This window comes from Domibacillus indicus (assembly GCF_023715895.1).
GTDB classification, from domain to species: Bacteria; Bacillota; Bacilli; order Bacillales; family Domibacillaceae; genus Domibacillus; species Domibacillus indicus_A.
Genome location: NZ_JAMBOO010000005.1, coordinates 14370 through 38254 on the forward strand (window position 1 = coordinate 14370; position 23885 = coordinate 38254).

A 23885-nucleotide genomic window follows, 5' to 3' on the forward strand; every position below is an offset into this window, starting at 1 on the left:
TGTCTTCTTCCTTTTTTAAACACAAAGACGAAACCCCGCCTGCTTTATGCCGGCGGGGTTTTCTATTTCCATCTATTTGTTAACCATTTTTAGCACGATCGATAATTTCCTGCAATTCCGGTATAAAGCCTTTGATGGCCCGGTTCTCCCATACGGTCACTGGCACGCCTAAAAAGCCGAATTCCTCTACTTCCTGCTGGTATTTCTCACTGGCTCGGACGTCTCTTACTTCAAACGGCACTTTTTCTTCAGTCAGCACCCGTTTTACAAATTCGCACTCCACACAGTCATCCATTGAGTAGACGATTACTTGTTTCGTCATAGTCCGGCCGCTTCCTTTAGTTCATTCATACTTGCACATTTTTTCATTTTCTCTCTATCCCTCTATCTTCGGTGAATTTTCTTGTTGCTGTTATTTTATCATATATTAATGAAGTATTTTTGACTGTGCTCTTTTAGCATTAAAAATGCTTCTTTAGCATAACGCTTATTGATTAAAAGGAATAATATTCCACTCTTTTTATTTTTCATCAACCTATGACCGGCTTTTTACTTGAACAATTAAAAAAGAGCTTCTGCATTTCGCCGAAGCTCTTTCATTAGCAAAACAGCCTCTGCTTTAACTTACAGCAAATTCAAGGCATTCTCATCCATTTTTCCGGTCCTTTCATTTAGTTATTGGCGCTGGATGCATTAAGCCACCCCGTTTTGCAGAGCGGCTTTTCACCTTTTGTACCTGTTTAAAAAAATATAAGTTACTTAAAAACGGGGGCAACACGCTCTTTCGAATGCTGTTCATAAGAATACGCAAGTTCAATTAATCGTGGCTCGCTATAGGCCATTGCGGAGAATGTGACGCCTACTGGCATGCCAGTATTTGTGTATCCAGCAGGAACCGTAATAGATGGGTATCCGGCTTTCGCTGGTAAACTTGCCCCCCGGTTGTTGACAAATAAAAGTGCATCAAGATTGTTTTCTTTCATCACTTTATCGATTCCAAGTTCCCTTGAGTATTTAATGTCATCCGTACGCTGCTGTAAATAGGTCGGGTCATCAAGGCTGTCACTCAAGTTTTGTGAGCGTTCTAATATCGTTTGCCCATATTTCATTCTAACTTCCGGATCTTCTTCGTTAAATGCGATAATGTCTTCCAAAGTTTTAACCGGCACGGCATCTGACGTCTTTTTCAGATAATCATTTAAGTTGTGCTTAAACTCGTAATAAAGGACGTTAGACGTATAGTTGTGTCTTGGTATTGTCACTTCTTCAACAATAGCTCCCTGAGCTTTCATGACTTCAATGGCTTCTTCTATAACTCGCTTTTCTTCAATACGTGATGCTGATGTACCAGAAAGATAACTGTAATCAACGCCAATACGGGCACCTTTTAAGCCATTTAATTTCAAGTGTTTTGTGTAGTCGGTGAGCGCTTTTCCTTCGCTTGTTGCGGTAATAGGGTCTGTTGGGTCAACACCCGTTAATGTCCCTAATGTAATAGCTGCATCGGTAACCGTTCTAGCCATTGGACCGGCTGTGTCCTGGCTCATTGAAAGCGGGATAATTCCTGTACGGCTGATTAATCCAACAGTGGGCTTAATTCCAACAATGGAATTGGCACTGGAAGGACTAAGAATGGATCCTGATGTTTCAGTACCAATGGCGACCGTCGCAAAATTTGAGGCAATACTGGCACCAGAACCAGAACTGGAACCGCCTACACTTCCAGCAGCGAACGAATTCGGCCCATACGGATGCAAGACTTGCCCCCCAAGCCCGCTATATCCACTAGGAGCACCGCTTGTCATAAAATACGCCCACTCACTCATGTTCGCTTTTCCTAGAATAATAGCACCAGCATCACGTAGTTTTTTCGCCACCCATGAATCCTCACTAGCGTAATTATCTTTTAACGCAATGGCACCAGCAGTTGTTGGCATGTTGTCCTTTGTATCAATATTGTCTTTTAACAAAACAGGAACTCCAAATAATGGACCTTGTTTTCCTTTGCCGCGAAGCTTGTCCATTTCCGCTGCAATCTTTAAAGCGTCTGGATTAATCGTTAAAACAGAATTAATTTTCGGACCGTTCTTATCGTACGCTTCAATTCTATCTAAATACATTTGCACCAACTCAACCGAAGTAATCTGGTTTGATTGTAAAGCTTTTTGAATTTGTTCAATTGTCGCTTCTTCAATTTGGAAGGTGCCAACCCCTGTCGCTAATCCTGCTTGTGGGTTTTTCAACACATTTTCAACGGCTGTCGAGTTTTTAGAAATGGCTGATTCTGTACCGCTATTCGCGGAGCTTAATGTTGGAGCTGTTAAAATTGCACTGCATAACGACAATGTAACGAACACTTTGGCATTTTTATTAAAATTCATTCGCTTTTCCTCCCAAATATGTATCATTCAACCCTAATAGTTTATTATTTTAATATTTTAAAAAAGGAAAACCATTAACCTGTTAGATTTTCTCACCCATAATGGTTGAATAGGTTCTTTTCACATACAATTTCAATGAATATATAGGAGATAAGTTTGAGAATTGTCTTTAAAAAAGGATGGAATACTCGGTTCAGTTCACTTGCTTCTTTTTGCTGATTTCTGTTCTTCATATTCTATCGAATTACTTCCATTACTGCTTTCGCACTCATTTATTTTGATCAACCTCATGAATATCTGACCACCTACAAATATCAGAGAAGTTTTAATATTCGTATTTACTCACCATTTCTTATGGTAAAATTTAGAGGTGCTTTTTACAGTTTTCTAGGAGAGCTATCATCATGCTAAAGGCCAGCCAATATTCAATCATTGCTTGCCTCAAAGCCATTTTTATACGAAAGGAAGGAATACATAATGCACACAGCGGCAAAACCACAGCAAGCCCGTCACCATGTACCGTATTTTGTTTGCCATTAGTTTAGGGCATTTTTTAAATGACTGTATGCAGTCGGTTGTACCGGCACTGTTCCCGATTCTTGAAAAGTCGATGAATCTGAACTATACACAGATCGGCTGGATCGCTTTTGCACTTAATATGACCTCATCCATTATGCAGCCTGTGTTTGGCGTTGTGGCAGATAAACGGCCGGCTCCTTTCCTGCTGCCTATCTCGATGTGTTTAAGTATGATCGGCATGGTCGGTTTAGCCGTGGCACCAAATTTTTATTTCGTGTTAGCTTCGGTGCTGTTTATTGGATTTGGATCGGCTATTTTTCACCCGGAGGGCTCTCGTGTAGCGTATATGGCTGCAGGAGCAAAAAGAGGGCTCGCCCAATCTATTTACCAAGTAGGCGGTAATACCGGCCAATCTATGGCACCACTTTTTACCGCGTTTATTTTTATCGGACTTGGCCAGTTTGGGACGATCTGGTTCGTTCTGTTGGCGGGGCTTGGTGTTCTGATTTTATATGGGGTATCCAAGTGGTACAAAGGAGAAGTAGCTGTCCGAAAGCACGTCAACAAGAAGCAAGCGTCGAATTCTCTTACCATAAACAAAGAAATTGTGTTTGCTATAACCCTTCTGATATTTCTTGTATTTGCACGCTCATGGTATAGTGCAGGCATTTTAAACTACTTTCAATTTTACGCCATCGAAAAATTTGATTTATCGATCAAAAGTGCGCAGCTGTATGTATTTTCATTTATGATAATGGGCGTGTTTGGCACGTTTTTTGGAGGTCCGTTAGCCGATCGTTTCGGAAAACGAAATATTTTGCTTTTTTCTATGCTCGGCGCCGTGCCGTTCACTCTATTCCTGCCCCACGCTTCTCTTGTACTAACTGCGCCGCTGCTTATTTTGGCCGGCTTTATCATTCAATCAAGCTTTAGTGTGACCGTTGTGTATGCACAGGAACTGCTTCCGGGTAAGATAGGTCTTGTTTCAGGATTAATTGTAGGTCTCGCTTTTGGTATGGGAGCCATCGGTGCAGTGGTTTTTGGCAAGTTAGCCGATGTATACAGCCTTCAGTTTGTGATGCTGTTTTGCAGTTTTTTACCGCTGCTCGGCCTGTTAACGTGGCTGCTTCCGAGCGATAAGCGCGTAAAAGAAATCCATGAGATGTCTTGAAACGTCCCCCTCAGCGGGCTCAAAGTGAAGAATAAGCTTGCTGAAAATAAAAAGAAAAGCTGGACAAAAGTCCAGCTTTTCTTTTTTAATTATACTTCACCTTCAGCCCCAGAATAATTAAGGCAAAAAATAAGGTAATAGAATTAGCCAGTATAACCGGCAAGTCATTCGTGAAAACCCCGTACACTACCCAAAGAGCCAGTCCCGCTGCAAACATGCTGTACATCAGCAGGGAAATGCCTTCTGTATTTTTTTCTTTAAGCGTTTTAATCGTTTGAGGCAAAAAGGATAAAGTGGTCAGGCTGGCGCCTAAAATACCAATGATTGTGAAAAGACTCATCGTTCATCTCTTTTCCTGGCAATTATTTTTTTACTGGGCTTACAGGCTCTAACTGTTTGCCGTTTGTCGCAATGACATTTTTGTACCATTCAAATGAATCTTTCTTGAAACGCTTCATTGAACCATTTCCTTCATTGTCACGATCCACATAAATCATGCCGTAGCGCTTCTTCATTTCACCTGTTGTGAAAGATACGATATCGATAATTCCCCATGGTGTGTAACCCATCAAGTCCACGCCATCGTATGTCACTGCTTTTTCTAATGCTTCGATATGTGATTTTAAGTAATCGATTCTTTGTGTGTCATGGATAGATCCATCTTCTTCTACTGTATCAATTGCACCAAATCCATTTTCAACGATAAAGAGCGGAACTTGGTAACGGTCATAGAAACGGTTCAATGTGTAGCGCAGTCCCGTTGGATCAATGGCCCAGCCCCAGTCGCTTGATTTGATGTAAGGATTTTCTACGCCATTCGGCAGCCCGCCGTTTACGATATCTCCTGCATTGTCTTGTTCTACATCGCTTCTAACGGTTGTCGACATATAATAGCTGAAACCTAAGTAATCGACTTTACCGTTGCGCAAGATTTCTTCATCTCCGTCTTCAAACGGAATGTTGTAGCCTTCTCTTTCAAATTCTTTTAGCGCATAGCTTGGGTAATAACCGCGCACTTGTACATCCGCGAAGAAATAACGCTGCCTCATTTCTTCTTCCGCCAGCATCACATCTTCCGGATTAGATGAGTAAGGATAAATCGGTACGTGAGACACCATCGCGCCGATTTGGAACTCTGGGTTAATTTCTTTCCCTTTTGCGACTGCTAGTGCACTGGCAACCAGCTCATGATGTCCAGCCTGATACATGACTTCTTTTGCATTTTCGCCTTCTTTAACCATCACGCCAGAGTTTGTCCACAAGAATAACGGGTTGCGGACATCCATTTTATTGTTGATTTCGTTAAACGTCATCCAGTATTTCACTTTGTTTTTATAACGTTTAAAGCACACTTCTGCAAACTTGGCAAAGAACTCAACGACTTTTCGATTTCTGAATCCGCCGTATTCCCGTGCTAGATGAAGCGGCATTTCAAAGTGAGACAGTGTAATCACCGGTTCAATGCCATGTTTTAGAAGTTCATCAAATAGATCATCATAAAATTGCAGGCCTTCTTCGTTTGGTTCCGCTTCATCGCCTTTTGGGAAAATGCGGCTCCAGCCGATTGATGTGCGCAGGCATTTCAATCCCATCTCCGCAAAAAGAGCAACATCTTCTTTGTAGCGATTGTAGAAATCAATCGCTTCATGGTTTGGGTAAAACTCGTTTTCTTCAATCGTGTCGGTAATTTTTCTTGGCACTCCATGCGCGCCCGCTGTCATTACGTCTACGACACTTGGCCCTTTACCGCCTTGATTCCATCCACCTTCAAATTGGTGGGCGGCTAGTGCGCCGCCCCATAAAAAGTCTTTTGGCATGTTTGTCATTGTTTTTCCTCCTTATTTTACGACCGTAAGCAGTCTGTCACTTAATGTACTTGTTTGAATGTTTTCAACGATCACTTCTTGGTAAGCACCTGAATTTGTAATGATAATCGGTGTAATCGTTGTTAACCCTTTACTGTGAACGAAGTCTTGATCAAATTCGATCAGGATATCACCTTTTTTGAATTTGTCACCATCGGCTACCTTCAATTCAAACGGTTCGCCATTTAAGTTAACCGTATCAAGGCCGATGTGTACAAGCAATTCAACGCCTGTTTCTGAACGAAGGCCGATCGCATGCTTTGTCGGTGCAATCATCACAACCGTTCCATCAAATGGAGCATGCAGCTTGTTGTCTGTCGGCTCAATCGCCAGCCCCTGCCCCATAGCACCTGAACTAAATACTTCATCCGGTACTTCGGAAAGCGGGATCACCTTGCCGCTAAACGGAGCGTATACTGCTTCTTCATTGTTTTCAAGATTGCTTGATTGCCCTTGAACTGCACTTTTTCCTTCTTCTGAAACAAGTGTATCGTCTGCTTTTTTGGCTGTATCTTCCCCGTAACCAAAGATTTGAATCAGCACAATAGGAAGTACAATCGCAATCGCAGTACCCAGTAAAATCCCCCAGACTGACATCGGGTAATCTGAACTGATGCCGTTTACAATGGTAAGCGGTCCTGGCAATCCTGCATAAGCAAAGTAATAAGGATTAAAGAAACTTGCGGCAACAGCGCCGATCGCACCTGAAATGCAGCCGAAAATAAATGGTTTCTTAAATCGTAATGTTACCCCGTAAATCGCCGGCTCTGTAATGCCGAATAGTCCGGTTACACCAGCTGATACACTGACTTTGCGTGTTTCCTGGCTTTTTGCTTTTAAGATCACACCAAGTACTGCACCGACTTGTGCGATAACGGCGATTGTTTGATACGCCTGAAATGAATCACGGCCATACTGCTCAAAATTCGCCAATACCATTGGTGTAATACCCCAGTGAACGCCGAAAATAACGATGACTTGCCAGAATCCGCCGATGATCGCTCCCGCTACAGCAGGTGCATTTTCTGCTAAGAAGTTATATCCGTTTGCAATTCCGTTCGCTCCCATTGTTGTGACAGGACCGATTAATAGAATTGTGAGCGGTACCATAATAACTAAACTTAAAAATGGAACAAGCAATGGTCTAACGACTTCGTTAATGTTCTTGTTTAAAAATCTTTCAAGGTAAGACAAAATCCATACTAAAAATAGTGGCGGCAATACAGACGATGTATATGTCGTTGGAGACAGTGCAAGCCCTAAGAAATTCATGCTGTTTCCTTCTGAGATTTGAGCTGCGATTTCTGCCCAAGTTGGACTGACTAATGCCGCACAGCAGGCGACTGCTATATACAGGTTGGTTTTAAAATGATTCGCGGCTGTAATCGCGATAAAAATCGGCAGGAACGTAAACGGTGCCCATGAAATAAAACTAAATACTTGATAAGTCCCTGTTTCGGCAAAGCCGGGAAACAATAAATTAATAATGATGAGCGCACCCTGCAAAATACCCGCTGCCGCCAAAATGTAGACAAATGGCGCGAATACGGCCGACATCGTCGCAATGATACGGTTTACGATCGTTCCTTTGTTTTCAATTTGTTCATCCGATGCTTCCAGGTTTACCAGCCCCGAAAACTTCTCATACACTTCTCCTACGTGCTGGCCAATGACAACTTGGAACTGGCCGCTGTTTTCTACTACGGTAATAACGCCTGGCATAGAGGCTACTATATCTTTTGCTTTTGGATTTGACCGCTTCAGCACGAGTCTTAGCCGTGTCGCACAGCGTGTCGCTCCAATTACATTTTCTTCTCCGCCAACTGCTTCTAAAATATCTTTTGCAAGCTGAGAATAATCTCTCACTTTCCCTGACATTTGAAACCCTCCTTTAATTTCGTTTTGTTTTATTAATACGCTTTCATTATAATTGTACCGGTATAATTAATCAATACCTAAACAAAAAATTTATTTATATATAATTTCGAAGAACGGTCATTAGTGAGTTTATGCTATAATGCTGGTATTGAATAAAGCGAATAAGACCAATACATAAATGAGGACTGACTATGTTAAAATACCAGCAAATCGCAGGAGAAATTGAAAAGTACATCGAAGATAATGAGCTTCAGCAGGGAGATAAACTGCCTGTTTTAGAAACATTAATGGCACAATTTGAAGTAAGTAAAAGCACGATTACGAAATCATTAGATCTGTTAGAAAAAAAAGGAGTTGTCTTTCAAGTTCGAGGCAGCGGTATTTTTGTAAGAAGACATAAAAGAAAAGGCTATATAGGCCTGTTGTCTAACCAGGGGTTTAAAAAGGATTTAGAGGATTTTAAAATTACCTCTAAAGTGATTGAATTAGAAGTAAGAACACCTACACAAGAAGTTGCCCACAATTTAAATATCGAACTAGATGACGAAGTGTATTATGTCAAACGGGTCCGGTATATTAACGAGCAGACGTTATGCTTAGAAGAATCCTACTACAACAAATCCATCGTGACCTATTTAAATAACGAGATTGTGACCGAATCGATCTTTAACTACATTAAGGAAGGCTTGGGATTAAAGGTTGGCTTTTCAGATGTTTACATTCACGTAGATAAGCTGAACGAGGAAGAAGCGGAGTATTTAGGTTTAGAAAAAGGTGCACCTAAACTGTTTATGGAAAGTGTTTTTCATTTAACCAATGGGCAGCCGTTTAACTTTTCAAAAGTGACGTACAATTACCAGCAGTCGCAGTTCTTTCTTCAAGCGAACAGTCATTTTTCTTAAAATGGCTGTTTGCTTTTTTTTAATCTGCTGGATTACATAGCGATAGGGTAAGTTGTCTCGACCAAGCATTCTTTCTCTGTCTGGTATGACTATTGTGTATCCAGAATTTCCGAAAGAAAGCTGAAACTCCCATTGGTTAAAGAGCTTGCTTAAAAACAGAGGTCACCCAAATCGTTTTTTAAAATGACATTGGTGGATGAAGTTGCTGCCGATCTAATCAAGTGCAAATTAATGGATGCTTAATCTTTTTTGAAATCAAGCCGGTATGATAATTCTTGATACGGCTTGTTGGGAACTTGTTTTTTGAGTTTTGCACAATTTGAAATATGTTTAATACACTACTGACAGCAGGTCACTTATATATAGATTGATTACTCGTGGATAAAATTAACATTTGTAAATACGGCTTGTTTCAGCAATTGACCATAAGAATTTATAAATTCTTATGGTCAAAACCGAATGAACCCAATCATAAATATAAGGTGTACGTATTTAAACAAACGGATGCTCTCGAAAGAGGTTTAGCCGCAATTACCGGTCACGACTATGAGAAGGATCGGAGTGAAGCGAATGAAGATATTGAAGAAAGTTAAAGCTATTCTTGCTTCTGAAACGGTACATGTGATTTATATGACCATTGTTTCGGTTATTATGGTTGTAATAATCATTTATCAACTTAAAATCGGAGCATACCCAGTGAATACGGAATAAACGTAACAAGGATTTAAAACAAGCGTCCTTCGTTTTCTCATTAAAACCGTCCTTTATTTCTAACAGGTGGCATAACAACGCTTTAAACCATGGTTCATGTTCAATTGCCTCCAATTAAACATAAAAGAGACAGTCGGATAAACGGCTGTCTCAGTGTGTTGACGAAGTCTTTTGCTTTAAAAAAGAGCCAATAAAAGAAGCCTGCGGGCTCTCCCGGCTCCCTGTACTTCCCGCAGGAGTCTTCGTCCGGCAGATTTCACTAAGTGGTGATGAAGATCGATAAGCAAGGACTGAATAGAAATGTACTCTTTTTTAAACAGAAAAATATGACCTTATGAGCTCCGTACAATCTTGGCGGCAGGAGGGCAGCGCAGACTACGGCAGCCGACCGGTGGAGCGGAGCTCAGCGCCTCCTGCCCCATGGAAAGCAGAGCTGCCTGGACGACTCCGATCCGTCCCATTGATGGGCACGGTCATCCATATAAAATTTGTCTATAGTCTAAAAGCCTTTATGATTAAAGGCTTTTTCGTACTTCTCTTACTTATTATCTGAATGAATCTTTGATGGCCCCACCTTGTTCCACATTTTCTCAATTCCCTCTATTATTATTAATCCTACAAAGTAGAGGAGAAACGGAAGCCAGAGAAACACACAGAAAAACTGAAAAAAAAAATTTCTTTCGGCCTTACAATTGAACAAAAAATCAGCGCCTAACCCCTTCAAAATCTCCGATTTAGTGGGGGTTAGGCGCTAAGGTCTTGATTCTTCTTATTCTTCTATGTATTTTTTATGACATCGCTTGCCGCTTCTTACTTATCATCACTCATATTGATCCTCGTATCGTTTTACAATTGATTTCCATTTTGATACGATCAATGTATCATAAGGACTAAAAAATGAAAAGGAGGGTTTGGCTATGAAAGTTGCGAAGTCGCTGCTGCACAAAATTACAAATCAGACCGAAATCTTCAATAATACGCTGGATATTTACAATGATGCCCTGTCCTTCATCATCCAGGTGATTGACAAAGAGTTTGGTAATACCGAAGACCTGACAACAAAATCGATTGTGCCTGCAGTAGAAAAACTGATTCACACAACTAAATCAAACCCTCTTCCGAAATACAAAGAATTTAACGAGCGTTTTTACAAGTTTCCGTCTTACTTCCGCAGAAGTGCCATTGCTTCTGCTTTTGGCAAAGTAAAGAGCTTCCGCTCTAACTATCAAAACTGGGAAAAAGAGCAAAAGTATGCTCTTTCCGAAGGAAAAAGATTTAAGAAACAGCCACCTCGTCTACAGGCGAAACATAAAGAATTCCCTGTTTTTTATCGAGGGAATATGTTCAGCAGAACATCCGATACGTCTGCACAAATCAAGGTATTCCACCAGAATGACTGGGTATGGATGGATATCGAATTTAAAGGGCAGGACCTTTATAAACGAGGTGTCTGGGAATGGAAAGAGAACAATCCTAAGCTGATTAAGCGGGGAAAGAAATTCTTCCTTTCCATCAGCTATGAAAATAAAGTTACATTAACGAAAACGCCTATTCAAGAACAAAAAGTGTGTGCGGTAGATCTCGGACTGATGAATTCTGCGGTTTGTTCGGTTATCGATGCAACAGGCACTGTCTTAGGCCGGATATTTATTGACCAGCCTAAAGAAAAAGACCGTCTGCAGACGTTAACGAACAAGCTTCGGAAAGCCCAGCGGGCAAGCGGCCGTATTCAGGCGCCGAATTTTTGGCGGCAGATCAATGGGTACCAGCAGCATATTGTCCGCCACACAAGCCATGAAATTGTAAAATTCGCGGCGAAACATGGCTGTGACGTCATCGTATTCGAATACCTGGGCAGAATGAAAACCCCGAAAGGATTTTATGGAGCCAGGAAACTTCGTTTCAAGCTTCACGGCTGGCGAAAAATAGGCATCCAGAACAAAGTGGAAGATATGGCGCACTGCCTCGGTATGCGCATTTCCCGAATCAATCCACAAAATACCAGCGCCCTGGCTTTCGATGGCTCTGGAAAGGTGGAACGGAACCCGAAAAAAGACCTTGCCGTGTTTTCAACAGGCAAAGTCTATCATGCGGATTTATCTGCTTCTTATAATATCGGAGCCCGTTATTTTATTCGGGCTATTCAAAAATCCACTTCGGAAACGAAATGGTTGTCACTTCAGGCAAAAGTTCCTGAACTGGCAATAAGGACATCTCAGACCTTGTCTTCGTTCATTAGTCTCCATCATGCACTCGGGCTTCCGAAGGAAGCTTAATCCGCTGATGCTGTACTGTATTCAAGATAAGGGATGCTCCATCAAAATCTTTGATTTAGGTGGAGAGGTTCACATTTATATGATTATAAAAGCTAAGTTTTTTACTGAATTTATATTTAAAATGTTTTTCAGTTCGAAGACATGTTTTTCGTCTCCATATGCTTCTTCAGCGCCGCTAACTTCCTCTTTATAAAGGCTTTTATTGCATTTATCAAGGTCACTCCAAAATGTAAAACGATCTAACTTTGTTCCGAAATTGATTTCCCTGCTTAGGTACTTTATAACTTCCTTAAACAATTTCGATAAGTTGCAGAAATCCACCCACTCCTCCACTGGCCTATGTTCTGCATAAATGAAGTTATTAGAATGTAAAAAGAGAAATTAAACAGCCAGCCACCGATCACGCACCGGCAGCTGGCTGTTTAAAAAATGAAAGTAAATTACTTGCAATAGTTCCTGTATCTACATTTTCGGTCTCACTTGTAAAATTTTTTAATCCATCATTAGCTGTCAATTATTCATTCGGATTTTTGTAAAGAGACTGTACTTCTTTTGCCGGAAGAGCTACTCCATCATAAACACGCACCTCGTCCATTAACCCTTTGAAAGGAGTATCCCAGTAGTTTACGCCTAAGCCAAACACGGCATCAAGGGAGGTAAATACATGTGGAAAGCTTCCTCCTGTATATTTTGCTTCACCATTGATATAAAAGGCAGCGTTTCCTTCATTGACCGTGAAAGCAAGATGTGTCCACTCACCTGCCGGGATGGTTTTGTCTGTCACGGCATCATACCAAGTGTCGCCATTGTGTGACCAAACCATTGTATTCCCCCAAGAGGTTTTTGGTACAATACTGATCCAATTATTAGAGGTTTCTGCGCCAAAGAACGCGGTTGTAAATTCAGTGATTTGATCTGGTTTTACCCATAATGATACAGTGTAAGTGTTGCCTGTAATTAAGCCGTCAGCTAAACGCAGTCCAGAGCTTCCGTTAAACTTAGCAGCTTGTCCCACCTTACCGTCAGCAAATGTAATTTGTCCGCCTGTATTATTAAGACGATCTCCCGTCACGGCTGCTTCTCCTTTATTTCCGGAACGATCTTTAAGCCCATCATTAAAGTCGTAGAAAGCCGATAAACCGCCTTCTGCTTTTGCAATCACTGTAACACTTACCGTTATTGTTTCTATTGTGTTCCCCACTTTAATTGTGGCGGTTAAGTCTACCACTGCGTCTTCAGAACCGTAACCTGGCCGTGTGACCACTCCTTCAGTAGAAATGATCTCTGGATTGGAAGATTCCCATGTAATCTGAGCTCCTCTGGCTGCCACTTTTGGAAGTGTAAAGCTGCTAATCACCGTTGATGGTAAACTAGTACTTAACTCTTGTTTAATGGCCTTTACTAACTCTTGATCAGAAGAAGCTTCTCCATGACTTCCCCAAACGACAATTCCTTCATCTGACATAGCGCTAAATGTCATCACCCAGCTTTGAGAAACAGGGTCATATTGGCGAATAAATACACCATCATACGTACCTTCGTTATCAATCGTTACTTTTGCCCGGTAGTTCCCATAAAGTTCCCATGTACCTGTTACAGCGCCTGAAATAGTATGATCCTCGTTGAATGTTATCCACGTTGACTCTGTCAGTTCGCCTGTAATTTCTTTTCCGTGGTTAATGTACTTATAGTCACCTATTACATCTGCTTCTGAAACTTTTTTAATCGTTTCACCAGCATAACGATATGGTGTCGGCACCGGCCAGTCATCTTTATTTTTAAACGTTTGGTGTACGCGTACCTCGTGCATCTCCCCTTGCTCCGGGAAACGAGCATGAGTTACGATAAATTCCTTGCCCAGCTCTTGGTCAATTAAATAAGAGTTATGACCCGGAGAAAGATATCCGATACCGTTTCCTGTTCCCGGCTCACCAAGATCTCTTTTAAACAAGAAGTTGCCCATCATTTTGTTACCGATATCTTTATGGTCGTCATTACCCGGGAAGTTTCCGACTCCAATATCAAATGATTCTGAAAAAACAGCAGGATTTCCTTTTGCATCGACATATGGGCCGTCAGGATTCTTTGATCTAAACTGCCTCATTTGATAGCCGCCATCAGATGCTAAACCACCATACGTGATATAGAGATAGTAATAGTCTGTTTTTTTGTCATAAACCGCATATGTTCCCTCTGCAGATCTTCCATAACCAGAAGCAATTTTTGTACCGAAATATCTGTCAACCAATCTTCCATCTTTTGTTTTCCCATCTTTTCCTGGATACTTTGGCAGCCCTGTTTTCTTATCTAATTCTAAAATAAAGGTCCCGCCAGACCAGGAGCCGTAAGTCATATATAACTTGTTGTTTTGGGCCTGGAGGATATTGGCATCAATGGCATTGGTGTAAATTTTATTATTGTACTCCCCACTTTCAGTAAACCAATCTGGATTTACTCCATCGATACTGCCCTCTTCAACAAGATCTTCGATATTTGTATTCTCCCAGTGCTTATTTACCTCACTATTTCGGTCATACGCTTCCTTATCGGTAAATCCTGAGTACATAATCGTATCTACATATTTAAACGGGCCTTCAATACTCTTCGACACCGCTATACCGATTGCAGAGCGGATATAAGTGGAAGACACACTGTAGTAGATCATATAAGCACCCTTTGTACCATCTTCATTTACATAGTGTTTATTCCAAAAAATATCTGGAGCCCAAACTGCATAGCCGCCTTTGCTGTCTGCATCATTTTCTCCAGCCCATTCAAACGACTCAGCAAGATTTGCTGACAAATCGCCATATACTTTATTATTTGGCGTCGTATATCCATTCGTAAATTTGTCCCAATTTACTAAATCCGTTGATTTAGCCCCGTCAATGTGTGAACCAAATACATAATAAGTTCCCGTTTTAGGGTCCTTAATGATAGATGGATCATGGACAGAAGCATTTCTGAACTCAATCGGTTCAGCATTACTTGTCTGTGCACTGCCAAGAGCGCTGCCTGGTATTAACAATGGCATTACAAGAAAAGCAGATAGGACCCTTTTAACATATCCTTTCGTCTTCAATCTTTCTCCTCCTTCGTTAACGCACACGAAAATGGATCCACTTCTTCAACTCCCGTTCTGCTAAACATATTGACGATGCGAATAAGCTTTGACCTATCAGGTTTTGGTAGTGAATCGTACACAATTTTCCGAACGAAAAGAATATTCCTGTGTATCAAAACCAGAGCAGAAAAGGATATCTTCAGATGTGCTTATACAAAATTAAGTGAATACATAAATGTACGTACCAATTTAATCACTTACTTAAGGTTATCTTTATAGATCCCTCCAATCTCTAAAAGTTATACTCACAATAATAAACCGCTTACATTGAGATTTTATCAGGTTGCCCACCATTAAACAATACCGAAAACTCGGAAAATTCTCGTAATTAACCCTATAACTTGATCGCACAAGTTTACCCTTAAAAGAAAAATAAACATACCATTTTTAACAACTTATCTTATTATAGTTGCCATTAAACGTACTTCTTATGTAAGAGTTTCCATACTTTAGATACAGATTAATAGTCATTCCCAAAATAAATATATATCTAATTCGCTCTTCTAAACTGTTTTAACTGCAGAACTCCTCTTTTATAAAGGGGGGTTATGACAAACAATGACTTTGAGCCAATGACCGCTGCTCTGTCAAAGGATCTGGCATCCTTCATTTTTCTTATTGAATCCAACCTTAATTGTCTATAATGAAACACAAAAGAGACAGCCAAATAAACGGCTGTCTTATTTAAAAAATGCTATTAACAAGGATTTGTTATTGTATTCTTTCACTCAAGTCTATCGTCGAAAAGCAAAACATATTCTGGTTATTTGACTTCTATCAGGTAAAGAGCCTCCCTGCAATCCGGTCCATTCACTGTTTTTTTAAGGTTTCGCATGTCTCCATAATAAGTGAGCGGCGGTTTGTCATTGGCATTATCGGTAAATGCATATTTCTTTTTCTTTTTTTTAATTTCCGAATAGCCATCTTTTTTCTCATATCGAACAATGGCTCCCTCATTTACCGCTTTAATGGCTTCTGTCGGGGTGATAAACTTTTTCTTCGCATTCTCCATAGCATCCTCCTGTTGTGCAAAATAGGTACCAGCTGCCTCTGTCACAACACACGTCACGCTACTAAGCTACTAAACTTCTCTTTAACCTATTCTTTACCCATTCGCAGACTATATAAACAAAAATATTTTAAATTAGGTACAAATCGAAATTAATTTTAAAGGTCCAATTGAACCTCCGCCCACTTATTTAGCGGTTGAAGTGGGGGTGCTCTCTCCAGAAATGATAAAAAACCGGTTAAGAACATAAGTCTTAACCGGTTTAATCTTATTTCATTTAAAGTTAATTCGATTTAAAATTTTTGCTTTTTGATAATGAAAAATAGATTGGGACCATTCAAAAATGGTGCCGTTCGTTAAGCATACTGTATTTTCAACAATCAGTGCCGGGTCTTGTGGATTCACCTGAAGTAATTCTGCACTTGCTTCATCAATTTTTTCACAGTTGATGACTTTGTCCGCAAAGCCGATGTTTAATTTTAAGTCGTCTATCAAGTAACTATAAATAGACCTTGTTGCGATCTCTTCATTTAAGTACGGCACAATATCTTTTTTAAAGTAACTGATTTCAATGGAGAAGGGTTCATCATCGACCACGCGCAGCCGTTTAATATAGTAAAGTTTTGTGCCTGCTTCGCAACGAAGCTGCTGTGCTTTTGCTTCATCCGCTTCTATTACCTGTAAAGCTAAAATTTTTGTTTCAATGGTTTTTGCAGCCAAATCTTTTGTTAACCCTCTAAGGCTCCCCAGATTAATATAATCTGTTCCGGATTCTTCTCTTAAAAACATCCCACTGCCCTGCACCTGATAGATATAGCCGCGATTCACCAGCTGAAGAATGGCTTTTCGAATTGTATTTCGGCTCACTTCAAACTGTTTTATCAATTCATCTTCTGTCGGCAGTTTTTTCGTTTGACCAAACTTTCCTTCCCGAATGTCTGACTCTAAACGATCTGCTATTTCTTTATATTTTACAGCCATATAATCTCCCTATCATTCGTTCAATACATATTTGACTTTATTATACACAAAACCTCTTGATTGAAATCAAGAGGTTTTGTTTTTTCTTATAGCTCTTCTCCTCTCGTTTCAATGATTTGCTTGTACCAATGAAACGACAGTTTCTTCTTGCGGTTTAGACCATCATTATGATCAACGTAAATAAACCCGTATTGCTTTTTAAACCCGTTCAGCCAGCTCAGCAGGTCAATGACAGACCATGCGTAATACCCTTTTAAATGAATGCCTTCTCCGATGGCACGCTTAATCACTTTTAAATGCTCCTCAATATATTTAATACGCGGAACATCTACGATTTCGCCCTCAATAATCGGATCTTCGTCTCCAAGGCCGTTTTCCGTTACGTACATTTTAATATCACCATAACGGTCTTTTAGCATATGAAGCCCGTCTAAAAATCCTTGAGGCGAGATTTCCCAGCCCCATTTTGTATACGTTTTGTCTTCCATTTTCACCGTCCGGTAAAAGCCATCAAAAGATGGGTTGCCAGGAGCTAACGTGGAGGTTTCTCTTGAATGCTCCACCGATGAAACCGCTTCGTGATTTTTTTCTACACGAATCGGCTGGTAATAATTAAGACCGATAAAATCATTTTTCCCCGCATTTCTTCTTAATGTATCCAGCTCATCTTCTGTCCAGTTTGGCGTCCAGCCTTTTTCTTTTAATTGCTCTGTCACATAAGATGGATATTCGCCTTTTAAGATCGGATCATAATACCAAAATGTTTCATATTCATTCGCATGACGGGCAGCGATGATATTTTCCTTCTGATCATCTACGCTGTAAGCTGGCAGGAATACATGTGTGATTCCGATTTCACCGTATTGATTCAGCTGCTTATACACTTCTACCGCTTTTGCATGGGCATAGAACACATAGTGCGTTGCCTGAAAGTACTTCTTCTCATCGTTCTGGATACCAGGCGGATGTGCGCCTTTTAAATAACCTAATCCACAAAACATTACCGTTTCATTGAACGTAATCCAATGTTTAACACGATCACCGAATGCCCGGAAACAAATGTCTGCGTATTTGACGAAAGCTTCTGCTGTCCGTTTATTTGTCCATCCTCCATCTTCTTCAAGCGTCAGAGGCAAGTCCCAATGGTAGAGCGTTACAAACGGGACAATTCCATATTTTAAGCATTCATTGATAATATTGTTGTAAAACTCCAAGCCTTTTTCATTTACTTCTCCGTCTCCTGTTGGCAAAATACGTGCCCACGAAACAGAAAACCGATACGATTCAAGTCCCATCTCGGCCATTAATTTAATATCTTCTTTATAGCGATGATAATGATCGATCGCTACATCCCCGTTTGTGCCTTCAAATGTTTTTCCTGGGATCTTTGAAAAGACATCCCAGTTGGTGACCCCTTTCCCGTCTTCATTCCATGCTCCTTCTACTTGATAAGAAGCAGAAGCTGCTCCAAATAAAAAATCGTGTGGAAACTTCATTTTAAACCCTCCATTTTTATACCAATTTATTTAATTCATTATCATGTATTATATTTATAGGTACAAATTTAATTTGATTATATCCTTTTTCTCAATATTTGACTACCCAAAATTTCAGACGTCGTTACAACTTAAGCCCAAATTATATTGTTGACCTTAATGATGGAATTACATTCATGCACCTTCCTAATGGTGTGAATGCTGCTCAATCAACATATTCACCAGCCAGCCATTCCTAAAAAATCGGCATGAACAAAATGAAAGGATGTTACGTTTTTTTAAGCCGGTGGTATAAATATAAAAAGACCACTATATAAGTGGACTTTTTTTAAAATGTTTTGTTTATAAAAGGTGATAAATAGGCTTTATGTTTCGTTCTTACTGGATTTGAAGACTAACCATTAGAACACTGAGAGGAGCCTGCCAATATGATGGATAAGAATTATGTAAAAAAATTTAAATCTATTGCTTCACACGAAGGCATGAATATAGGAGATCCTTATGCTTTTATTGACGATGTTGAAATAGAACTAGCAGATCTTCTTGAAAACGCTTTAGATAATGAAGAACAGGCCATAAAAGTACTAGAAGATCAACAAGAAGGTTTCGAAGTACCCTTCTCGATAAAAAGAACCTTTAATAGCCATGATTATCTGGTAATCCACGGCAGCATTATTAAAGACCAAAAAAAATGCGGCAATAAGGAATTTCCATATTTCTCAAACAGCTACAATAAAATAGATTTTATAAAAGATGGAAACTATACAGAGCGCAAATTTATATACAAGGACTAACGCTGGCCATTTTCTTAAACAGCCATTCACATAAGATGGCATTTTTGAGGACGAAGTTTTAACGGACAGCTCCCCGTTGGTCACTGAAGTCAAAAATTCCTGGGACTCCCTGCATTTTTAAAAACGTTTATTTCACGAACAAATTTTAGCTTTGATGCTTTGCGGAAACTTTGCGCTTCCCACATTCCTTAGTAAGGCCTTTACCTTCATATATCTCGTTTGCATCATAATCATTTTTTCTTGGTACTTATTCTGAAGAACATCAATATGTCGTAACTATCACCTCCTGACTTCTCACTAGGGCATAATCATTTCTTTTGCCGCCGAGCTCCGTGGCTTTTTTGTGCCATTAACACGAATAACGACTCCTACAGTTGCTTTTCAAACTGTAAATCATAAAAAAGAACCTTTAATCCACAGCAGATTAAAGGTTTGATGTTCTATTTTCAATTATGGCTTTATCTGACTTTACGGTTGTGCTGTGGAGCGAAGTATCTCCTCACCCATTATAGCTTTGTGTACGCGTGAACAACTTTGTTAAGCAAGCACCTGCTGCTTGGACGGACTAGCCGGTCTCTAATTGGCACAAGCAACGAGGGTAGTCAAAGAACACCCTTAATGAAAAATCTAGCTTGTATTATCCCTTTAATGCCTTTGTTTCTATACCCGAAGAATTAGCTATGGACCGCTTCTTTTTCGCTTAAACCAAGTACCTGCGCTGTTGAAGTATGAATATCGTGCAGCAGCTCTGGATTCTCCATTAGTGACAAGCCATAAGAAGGAATCATTTCTTTAATTTTCGGCTCCCACTCTTTCATCTGTTCTGGGAAGCATTTTGTCAGCACTTCAAGCATGACATGAACGGCGGTAGAAGCACCCGGAGAAGCGCCAAGCAATGCAGCGATCGAGCCATCAGCGGCACTTACGACTTCAGTACCAAATTGCAGTGTTCCTTTTCCACCGGCCTCTGTATCTTTGATCACCTGCACCCGCTGTCCCGCTACGACTAAATCCCAATCCTCGCTTTTGGCATTCGGGATAAACTCACGCAGCTCTTCCATGCGTTTTTCTTTTGACAGCATGACCTGCTGGATCAAATATTTCGTTAATGCCATCTCTTTTACGCCTGCCGATAACATCGTTAAGAGATTATCTGGTTTTACGGAAGTGACTAAATCAAGCATTGAACCGGTTTTTAAAAACTTCGGTGAAAAGCCGGCAAACGGCCCGAACAGCAGTGATTTTTGATTGTCGATAAATCGTGTGTCAAGATGCGGCACAGACATTGGAGGAGCCCCTACCTTCGCTTTACCGTAAACTTTTGCATGATGCTGTGCGACAACATCCGGATTTTTGCATACCATAAAGATTCCGCTTACCGGGAATCCGCCAATATGTTTCCCTTCCGGAATACCGGATTTCTGCAGTAAATGTATGCTTCCTCCCCCGCCTCCGATAAAGACGAATTTCGCCGTATGAGATTCAACCGTACCGCTGTCGATATTCCGCACTTTCAATTCCCACGAGCCGTCGCTCGTACGTTTAATATCATTCACACTATGATTGTAGTGTAAATCGACGTTTTTGCTTTTCAAGTGATCAAACAGCATGCGTGTTAAAGCGCCAAAGTTGACATCTGTTCCAGAGTCAATTTTAGTTGCCGCTATCGGTTCATCCGCTGCGCGGTTCTGCATAATAAGCGGAATCCATTCCATCAGTTTTTTAGGATCCTCGGAAAACTCCATCCCCTGGAACAGTGGATTATTTGACAGCGCTTTAAAACGCTTTTTTAGAAACGTTACATTTTCTTCACCCTGCACTAAGCTCATATGAGGCAATGGCATAATAAAGTCCTCTGGATTATGTAGCAGCCCGCTCTTTACAAGGTAAGACCAAAACTGCATGGACACTTGAAATTGTTCATTAATGTTGATGGCTTTGCTGATGTCTACAGAGCCGTCCGGTTTTTCGACCGTGTAGTTTAGCTCACACAGTGCCGCATGCCCCGTTCCTGCATTGTTCCATTCGTTAGAGCTTTCCTCTCCTGCTTTTGAAAGCTTCTCAAATACTTTGATGCTCCAGTCCGGTACTAATTCTTTCAGAATTGTTCCCAAAGTTGCACTCATGATTCCAGCACCAATTAAGATAACGTCTGTTTTAGCTTCTCTGTTGCTCATGTTTACCTTCCTTATCCCCTGTATTTGTAAAACCTTAGATGTTACAAAAAGCAAGGCGCCACTTAGAAACACACCTTTTCTGTTTTAATTCTAACTATATCATTATCTATTATAATTATTTATAGAGGGAAATATCTACTGTTTTCTGATAATTATAAGTTATTTAACAGGTTTTAAGCTAGTTTTTTCGGTTATAGGCGAATATTTTCCCCTCAAAAACATAAACAAGAGGTTATGAAATGGTTTCCACTTTACCCAAAGGATCAGGTCCTTCCCTACACTATATAAAGTCTATGGAATAAATTTATGCTTTTTATGAAAAATATTACATAAAAAAGTCAAATATTACGAACGTACGTGTGCTATAATAATAAAAAATACACCTATATATATAAGAGGAAACGTAAAATGAGTGTAGAGAAAACATTGGAGATTAATAAACTAAAAGCACTACTGAAAAACTTATTACAATATCGAGAATGTGACATCACGCATAACTTTAGCGGCCTGTCTTTGACGTATTGTAATCAATTCAAAACATTCATCATTAAACACATAAGCAGCGGGGAAATCGAAAAACATCATGACATTGATACTTGTTCGTTAGCAATATATGAGAAGTTAAATAATGAGGTGAACGAATCTGCTGAATAAGTGTCTTTTTAAAGCTTCAGTATGGTGGAAATAGAAAGGTTCCGGTATCCCTCTGATTTTTTCGCAGGCATCTGTTTTGCGGGTGTCCAGCCAGTGGAATGCGCACCGTTTAATACCTCGGTTCGTTCAAATCAGCCTGATTTTGATTATGGTTCGGCGCTACATATAAATTTTTTTCTTTTTACTGGTTTATCTTTTTAAGGGAGTGGGTAAAGCGTTAACTGTGGTAACCTACCACCTCCTGATTTCTACATACTGATTGCTTTTGCTGCGGATTTTCCGCAGCCTTTTTTTATAACGTTTGTTGACACGTATTACCGCTTTAAACTTCTTCATGCACACGCTGTTTATTCTCTTAAACAAAGCGATCTAACACCCTATCGAATGTACCGTTAAATAGCCCCCTAAATCCGGAATTCTCTTTACCTTAGTCACCATTACAGCCGCCCGAAATACCTTATATCCATCATATTTGACGCCTTCCTTCGAATACCTTGTACTTAGTCAGCGGCGTAAAATGCACCTTCTACACGCCAAATAAGCGACTAGTGAGCGTATGGCTACCACAATCGTTGACGAAATAAACTCTTTAAAACGGATGACACTGCGAAGCTCCGTGAGTATTAGTCTTAAGGGAGGTATGAATTTCATGCTCCTCTTTGTCAATTTTCACAGGTGTGGTCGGTCGATCTGCACCAATTTAACGATCTACTGCGTCGTCGAGCTACGTTTAGTTAAATGTCCAAAAGTGCCAGCTTTACAAGTCATACGGCACTCATATAATGACAAGACAAGGTAATTAAGGGAAATGCCACGCAGATAGCTCGTTTGCCTCGATCATACCAATATACTGGTTAACCGCGGTGATAAGCTTGTTTTATTTTTGAATTTTACAAATAGTGAATTTTGATTTAGTTGAACAAAATATCGATCATTTTGAGGGGCTCCATTATAACAACTTTCAGATTTTAAATTAACATTTTTTGATTTTTCATAACCATTAAGATGTACAAATAAAAAACACGTCAATTTGACGTGTTTTTTGAACTATTTTCACTCACTGACCCGCGTAAAAAGAACCAAATCATTTACTCCACTTTTTCAATAAAAGATCAATTCATTCCACTTTACCGCAGGTCGCATCCATATAGATACGATAATTTTAGCCTCATATAGCAAACGAGTGAAGTGCTGGAAGACACTAAAGTCGAAAGTTTATTTTGTTAATAAATGAGATACTCAGATGAAACATAAGCAACCTCACCATAATAATCAACTTTTGCCCAGCCGTTCGAGTAAGTCCCGTAAATATAAATATTTTCGTATTTCTGCAGCTGTCCGATCACTTTTCCTTTCTTACTTGGAGATGACCGTACGTTCAAGTTGCTCGCGTTCGAATAACCCCAGTCTCCATAATAATAAAAATAAATATCATTATTTGGCGGAGAATATGTTCCTTGCTCAACCAGGTAGCTTGAGGCTACATATCCGGCTTTTCCATTATATTTTATCTTCGACCATCCGCCCGGTTCCGTGTTATAAACGAATACTATCGTTCCATTTTTCAATGAGCCTACTACTCTTGCTTTCGGACTTGGCTTTTCACGTACATTTAATTTTGTGTCTACCTTTACTTTATAATGCTTGTTTACAGTTGCTGCTTCAGTCTGTTGTACTGGCAGTAAGGTAACGATTAAAACCAAAGCTGCAATAAATGCAAAAATCTTCTTCATGATTCGCCTCCTATGTATTTTATTTCCACAAGGATAATAATACCACAACTATAGTATCAACAATTAGAATTTTTTGATATTAAGTGAGTATAAATATTCACACATAAATACAACCCGCTTTTTGATTTTATATTCTTTCATTTTTCTAAAAATATAGGGTTCATTACATGCCTATCATACGGATATAAAATGTTGTTAAAAACGCGTAAGTGAT

17 protein-coding genes are annotated in these 23885 nt (G+C 40.0%); 6 read left to right on the forward strand and 11 right to left on the reverse strand.

Annotation, left to right across the window (positions count from 1 at the left end):
* Window positions 1-79 precede the first annotated feature (79 nt).
* Window positions 80-322, reverse strand: a complete 243-nt coding sequence (locus M3221_RS10930) for a glutaredoxin family protein (RefSeq protein ID WP_251271809.1) — start codon at window positions 320-322, stop codon at window positions 80-82.
* A 433-nt stretch (window positions 323-755) separates the two neighbouring features.
* Window positions 756-2381, reverse strand: coding sequence for an amidase family protein (locus tag M3221_RS10935; RefSeq protein ID WP_251271810.1), 1626 nt, complete (start codon window positions 2379-2381; stop codon window positions 756-758).
* Window positions 2382-2895: 514 nt separating this feature from the next.
* Here M3221_RS10935 and M3221_RS10940 point away from each other — a divergent pair.
* Window positions 2896-4071 (forward strand): MFS transporter, encoded by a 1176-nt coding sequence (locus M3221_RS10940; RefSeq protein ID WP_251271811.1) that lies wholly within the window; start codon window positions 2896-2898, stop codon window positions 4069-4071.
* 85 nt (window positions 4072-4156) lie between these two features.
* Here the strand turns inward: M3221_RS10940 and M3221_RS10945 are convergent, their stop codons facing one another.
* From M3221_RS10945 to M3221_RS10955, 3 genes are read right to left on the reverse strand one after another with little or no spacing between them, the layout of a single operon-like run.
* Window positions 4157-4411, reverse strand: coding sequence for a SemiSWEET transporter (locus M3221_RS10945; protein ID WP_251271812.1), 255 nt, complete (start codon window positions 4409-4411; stop codon window positions 4157-4159).
* Window positions 4412-4433: 22 nt separating this feature from the next.
* On the reverse strand, window positions 4434-5897 hold the full coding sequence (gene bglA / locus M3221_RS10950) for a 6-phospho-beta-glucosidase BglA (RefSeq protein ID WP_251271813.1): 1464 nt from the start codon (window positions 5895-5897) through the stop codon (window positions 4434-4436).
* A gap of 12 nt (window positions 5898-5909) precedes the next feature.
* A complete protein-coding gene (locus M3221_RS10955; RefSeq protein WP_251271814.1) occupies window positions 5910-7814 on the reverse strand; it encodes a beta-glucoside-specific PTS transporter subunit IIABC in 1905 nt (634 codons plus the stop codon).
* Window positions 7815-8005: 191 nt separating this feature from the next.
* On the opposite strand from M3221_RS10955, the gene M3221_RS10960 reads away from it, so the two are divergent.
* The 3 genes from M3221_RS10960 (at window position 8006) to M3221_RS10970 (ending at window position 11703) form a co-directional block, all read left to right on the forward strand.
* A complete protein-coding gene (locus M3221_RS10960) occupies window positions 8006-8716 on the forward strand; it encodes a GntR family transcriptional regulator (protein ID WP_251271815.1) in 711 nt (236 codons plus the stop codon).
* 561 nt (window positions 8717-9277) lie between these two features.
* Window positions 9278-9427 carry a hypothetical protein gene (locus tag M3221_RS10965; RefSeq protein WP_251271816.1) on the forward strand — a complete coding sequence of 50 codons (150 nt, stop codon included), beginning with the start codon at window positions 9278-9280 and terminating at the stop codon, window positions 9425-9427.
* A 917-nt stretch (window positions 9428-10344) separates the two neighbouring features.
* Complete coding sequence (locus tag M3221_RS10970; protein WP_251271817.1) at window positions 10345-11703, forward strand: RNA-guided endonuclease TnpB family protein; 1359 nt, start codon at window positions 10345-10347, stop codon at window positions 11701-11703.
* Between the two features lie 514 nt (window positions 11704-12217).
* On the opposite strand, the gene M3221_RS10975 is transcribed toward M3221_RS10970, so the two are convergent.
* The 4 genes from M3221_RS10975 to M3221_RS10990 form a co-directional block, all read right to left on the reverse strand.
* A complete protein-coding gene (locus tag M3221_RS10975; protein WP_251271937.1) occupies window positions 12218-14737 on the reverse strand; it encodes a lipocalin-like domain-containing protein in 2520 nt (839 codons plus the stop codon).
* Window positions 14738-15590: 853 nt separating this feature from the next.
* The gene (locus M3221_RS10980) at window positions 15591-15839 is read right to left on the reverse strand and encodes a hypothetical protein (RefSeq protein WP_251271818.1); all 249 of its coding nucleotides are present in this window, start codon (window positions 15837-15839) and stop codon (window positions 15591-15593) included.
* A 270-nt stretch (window positions 15840-16109) separates the two neighbouring features.
* Window positions 16110-16817 carry a GntR family transcriptional regulator gene (locus M3221_RS10985; protein WP_251271819.1) on the reverse strand — a complete coding sequence of 236 codons (708 nt, stop codon included), beginning with the start codon at window positions 16815-16817 and terminating at the stop codon, window positions 16110-16112.
* A gap of 86 nt (window positions 16818-16903) precedes the next feature.
* Window positions 16904-18313: a glycoside hydrolase family 1 protein gene (locus M3221_RS10990; protein WP_251271820.1), complete on the reverse strand. Its 1410-nt coding sequence runs from the start codon at window positions 18311-18313 to the stop codon at window positions 16904-16906.
* Window positions 18314-18741: 428 nt separating this feature from the next.
* Between M3221_RS10990 and M3221_RS10995 the strand changes: the two genes are divergently transcribed.
* On the forward strand, window positions 18742-19107 hold the full coding sequence (locus tag M3221_RS10995) for a hypothetical protein (RefSeq protein ID WP_251271821.1): 366 nt from the start codon (window positions 18742-18744) through the stop codon (window positions 19105-19107).
* 674 nt (window positions 19108-19781) lie between these two features.
* On the opposite strand, the gene M3221_RS11000 is transcribed toward M3221_RS10995, so the two are convergent.
* On the reverse strand, window positions 19782-21299 hold the full coding sequence (locus M3221_RS11000) for a malate:quinone oxidoreductase (protein ID WP_311316138.1): 1518 nt from the start codon (window positions 21297-21299) through the stop codon (window positions 19782-19784).
* A 393-nt stretch (window positions 21300-21692) separates the two neighbouring features.
* On the opposite strand from M3221_RS11000, the gene M3221_RS11005 reads away from it, so the two are divergent.
* Window positions 21693-21938: a hypothetical protein gene (locus M3221_RS11005; protein WP_251271823.1), complete on the forward strand. Its 246-nt coding sequence runs from the start codon at window positions 21693-21695 to the stop codon at window positions 21936-21938.
* Between the two features lie 1223 nt (window positions 21939-23161).
* Here the strand turns inward: M3221_RS11005 and M3221_RS11010 are convergent.
* The gene (locus M3221_RS11010) at window positions 23162-23671 is read right to left on the reverse strand and encodes an SH3 domain-containing protein (RefSeq protein WP_251271824.1); all 510 of its coding nucleotides are present in this window, start codon (window positions 23669-23671) and stop codon (window positions 23162-23164) included.
* Window positions 23672-23885 lie beyond the last annotated feature (214 nt).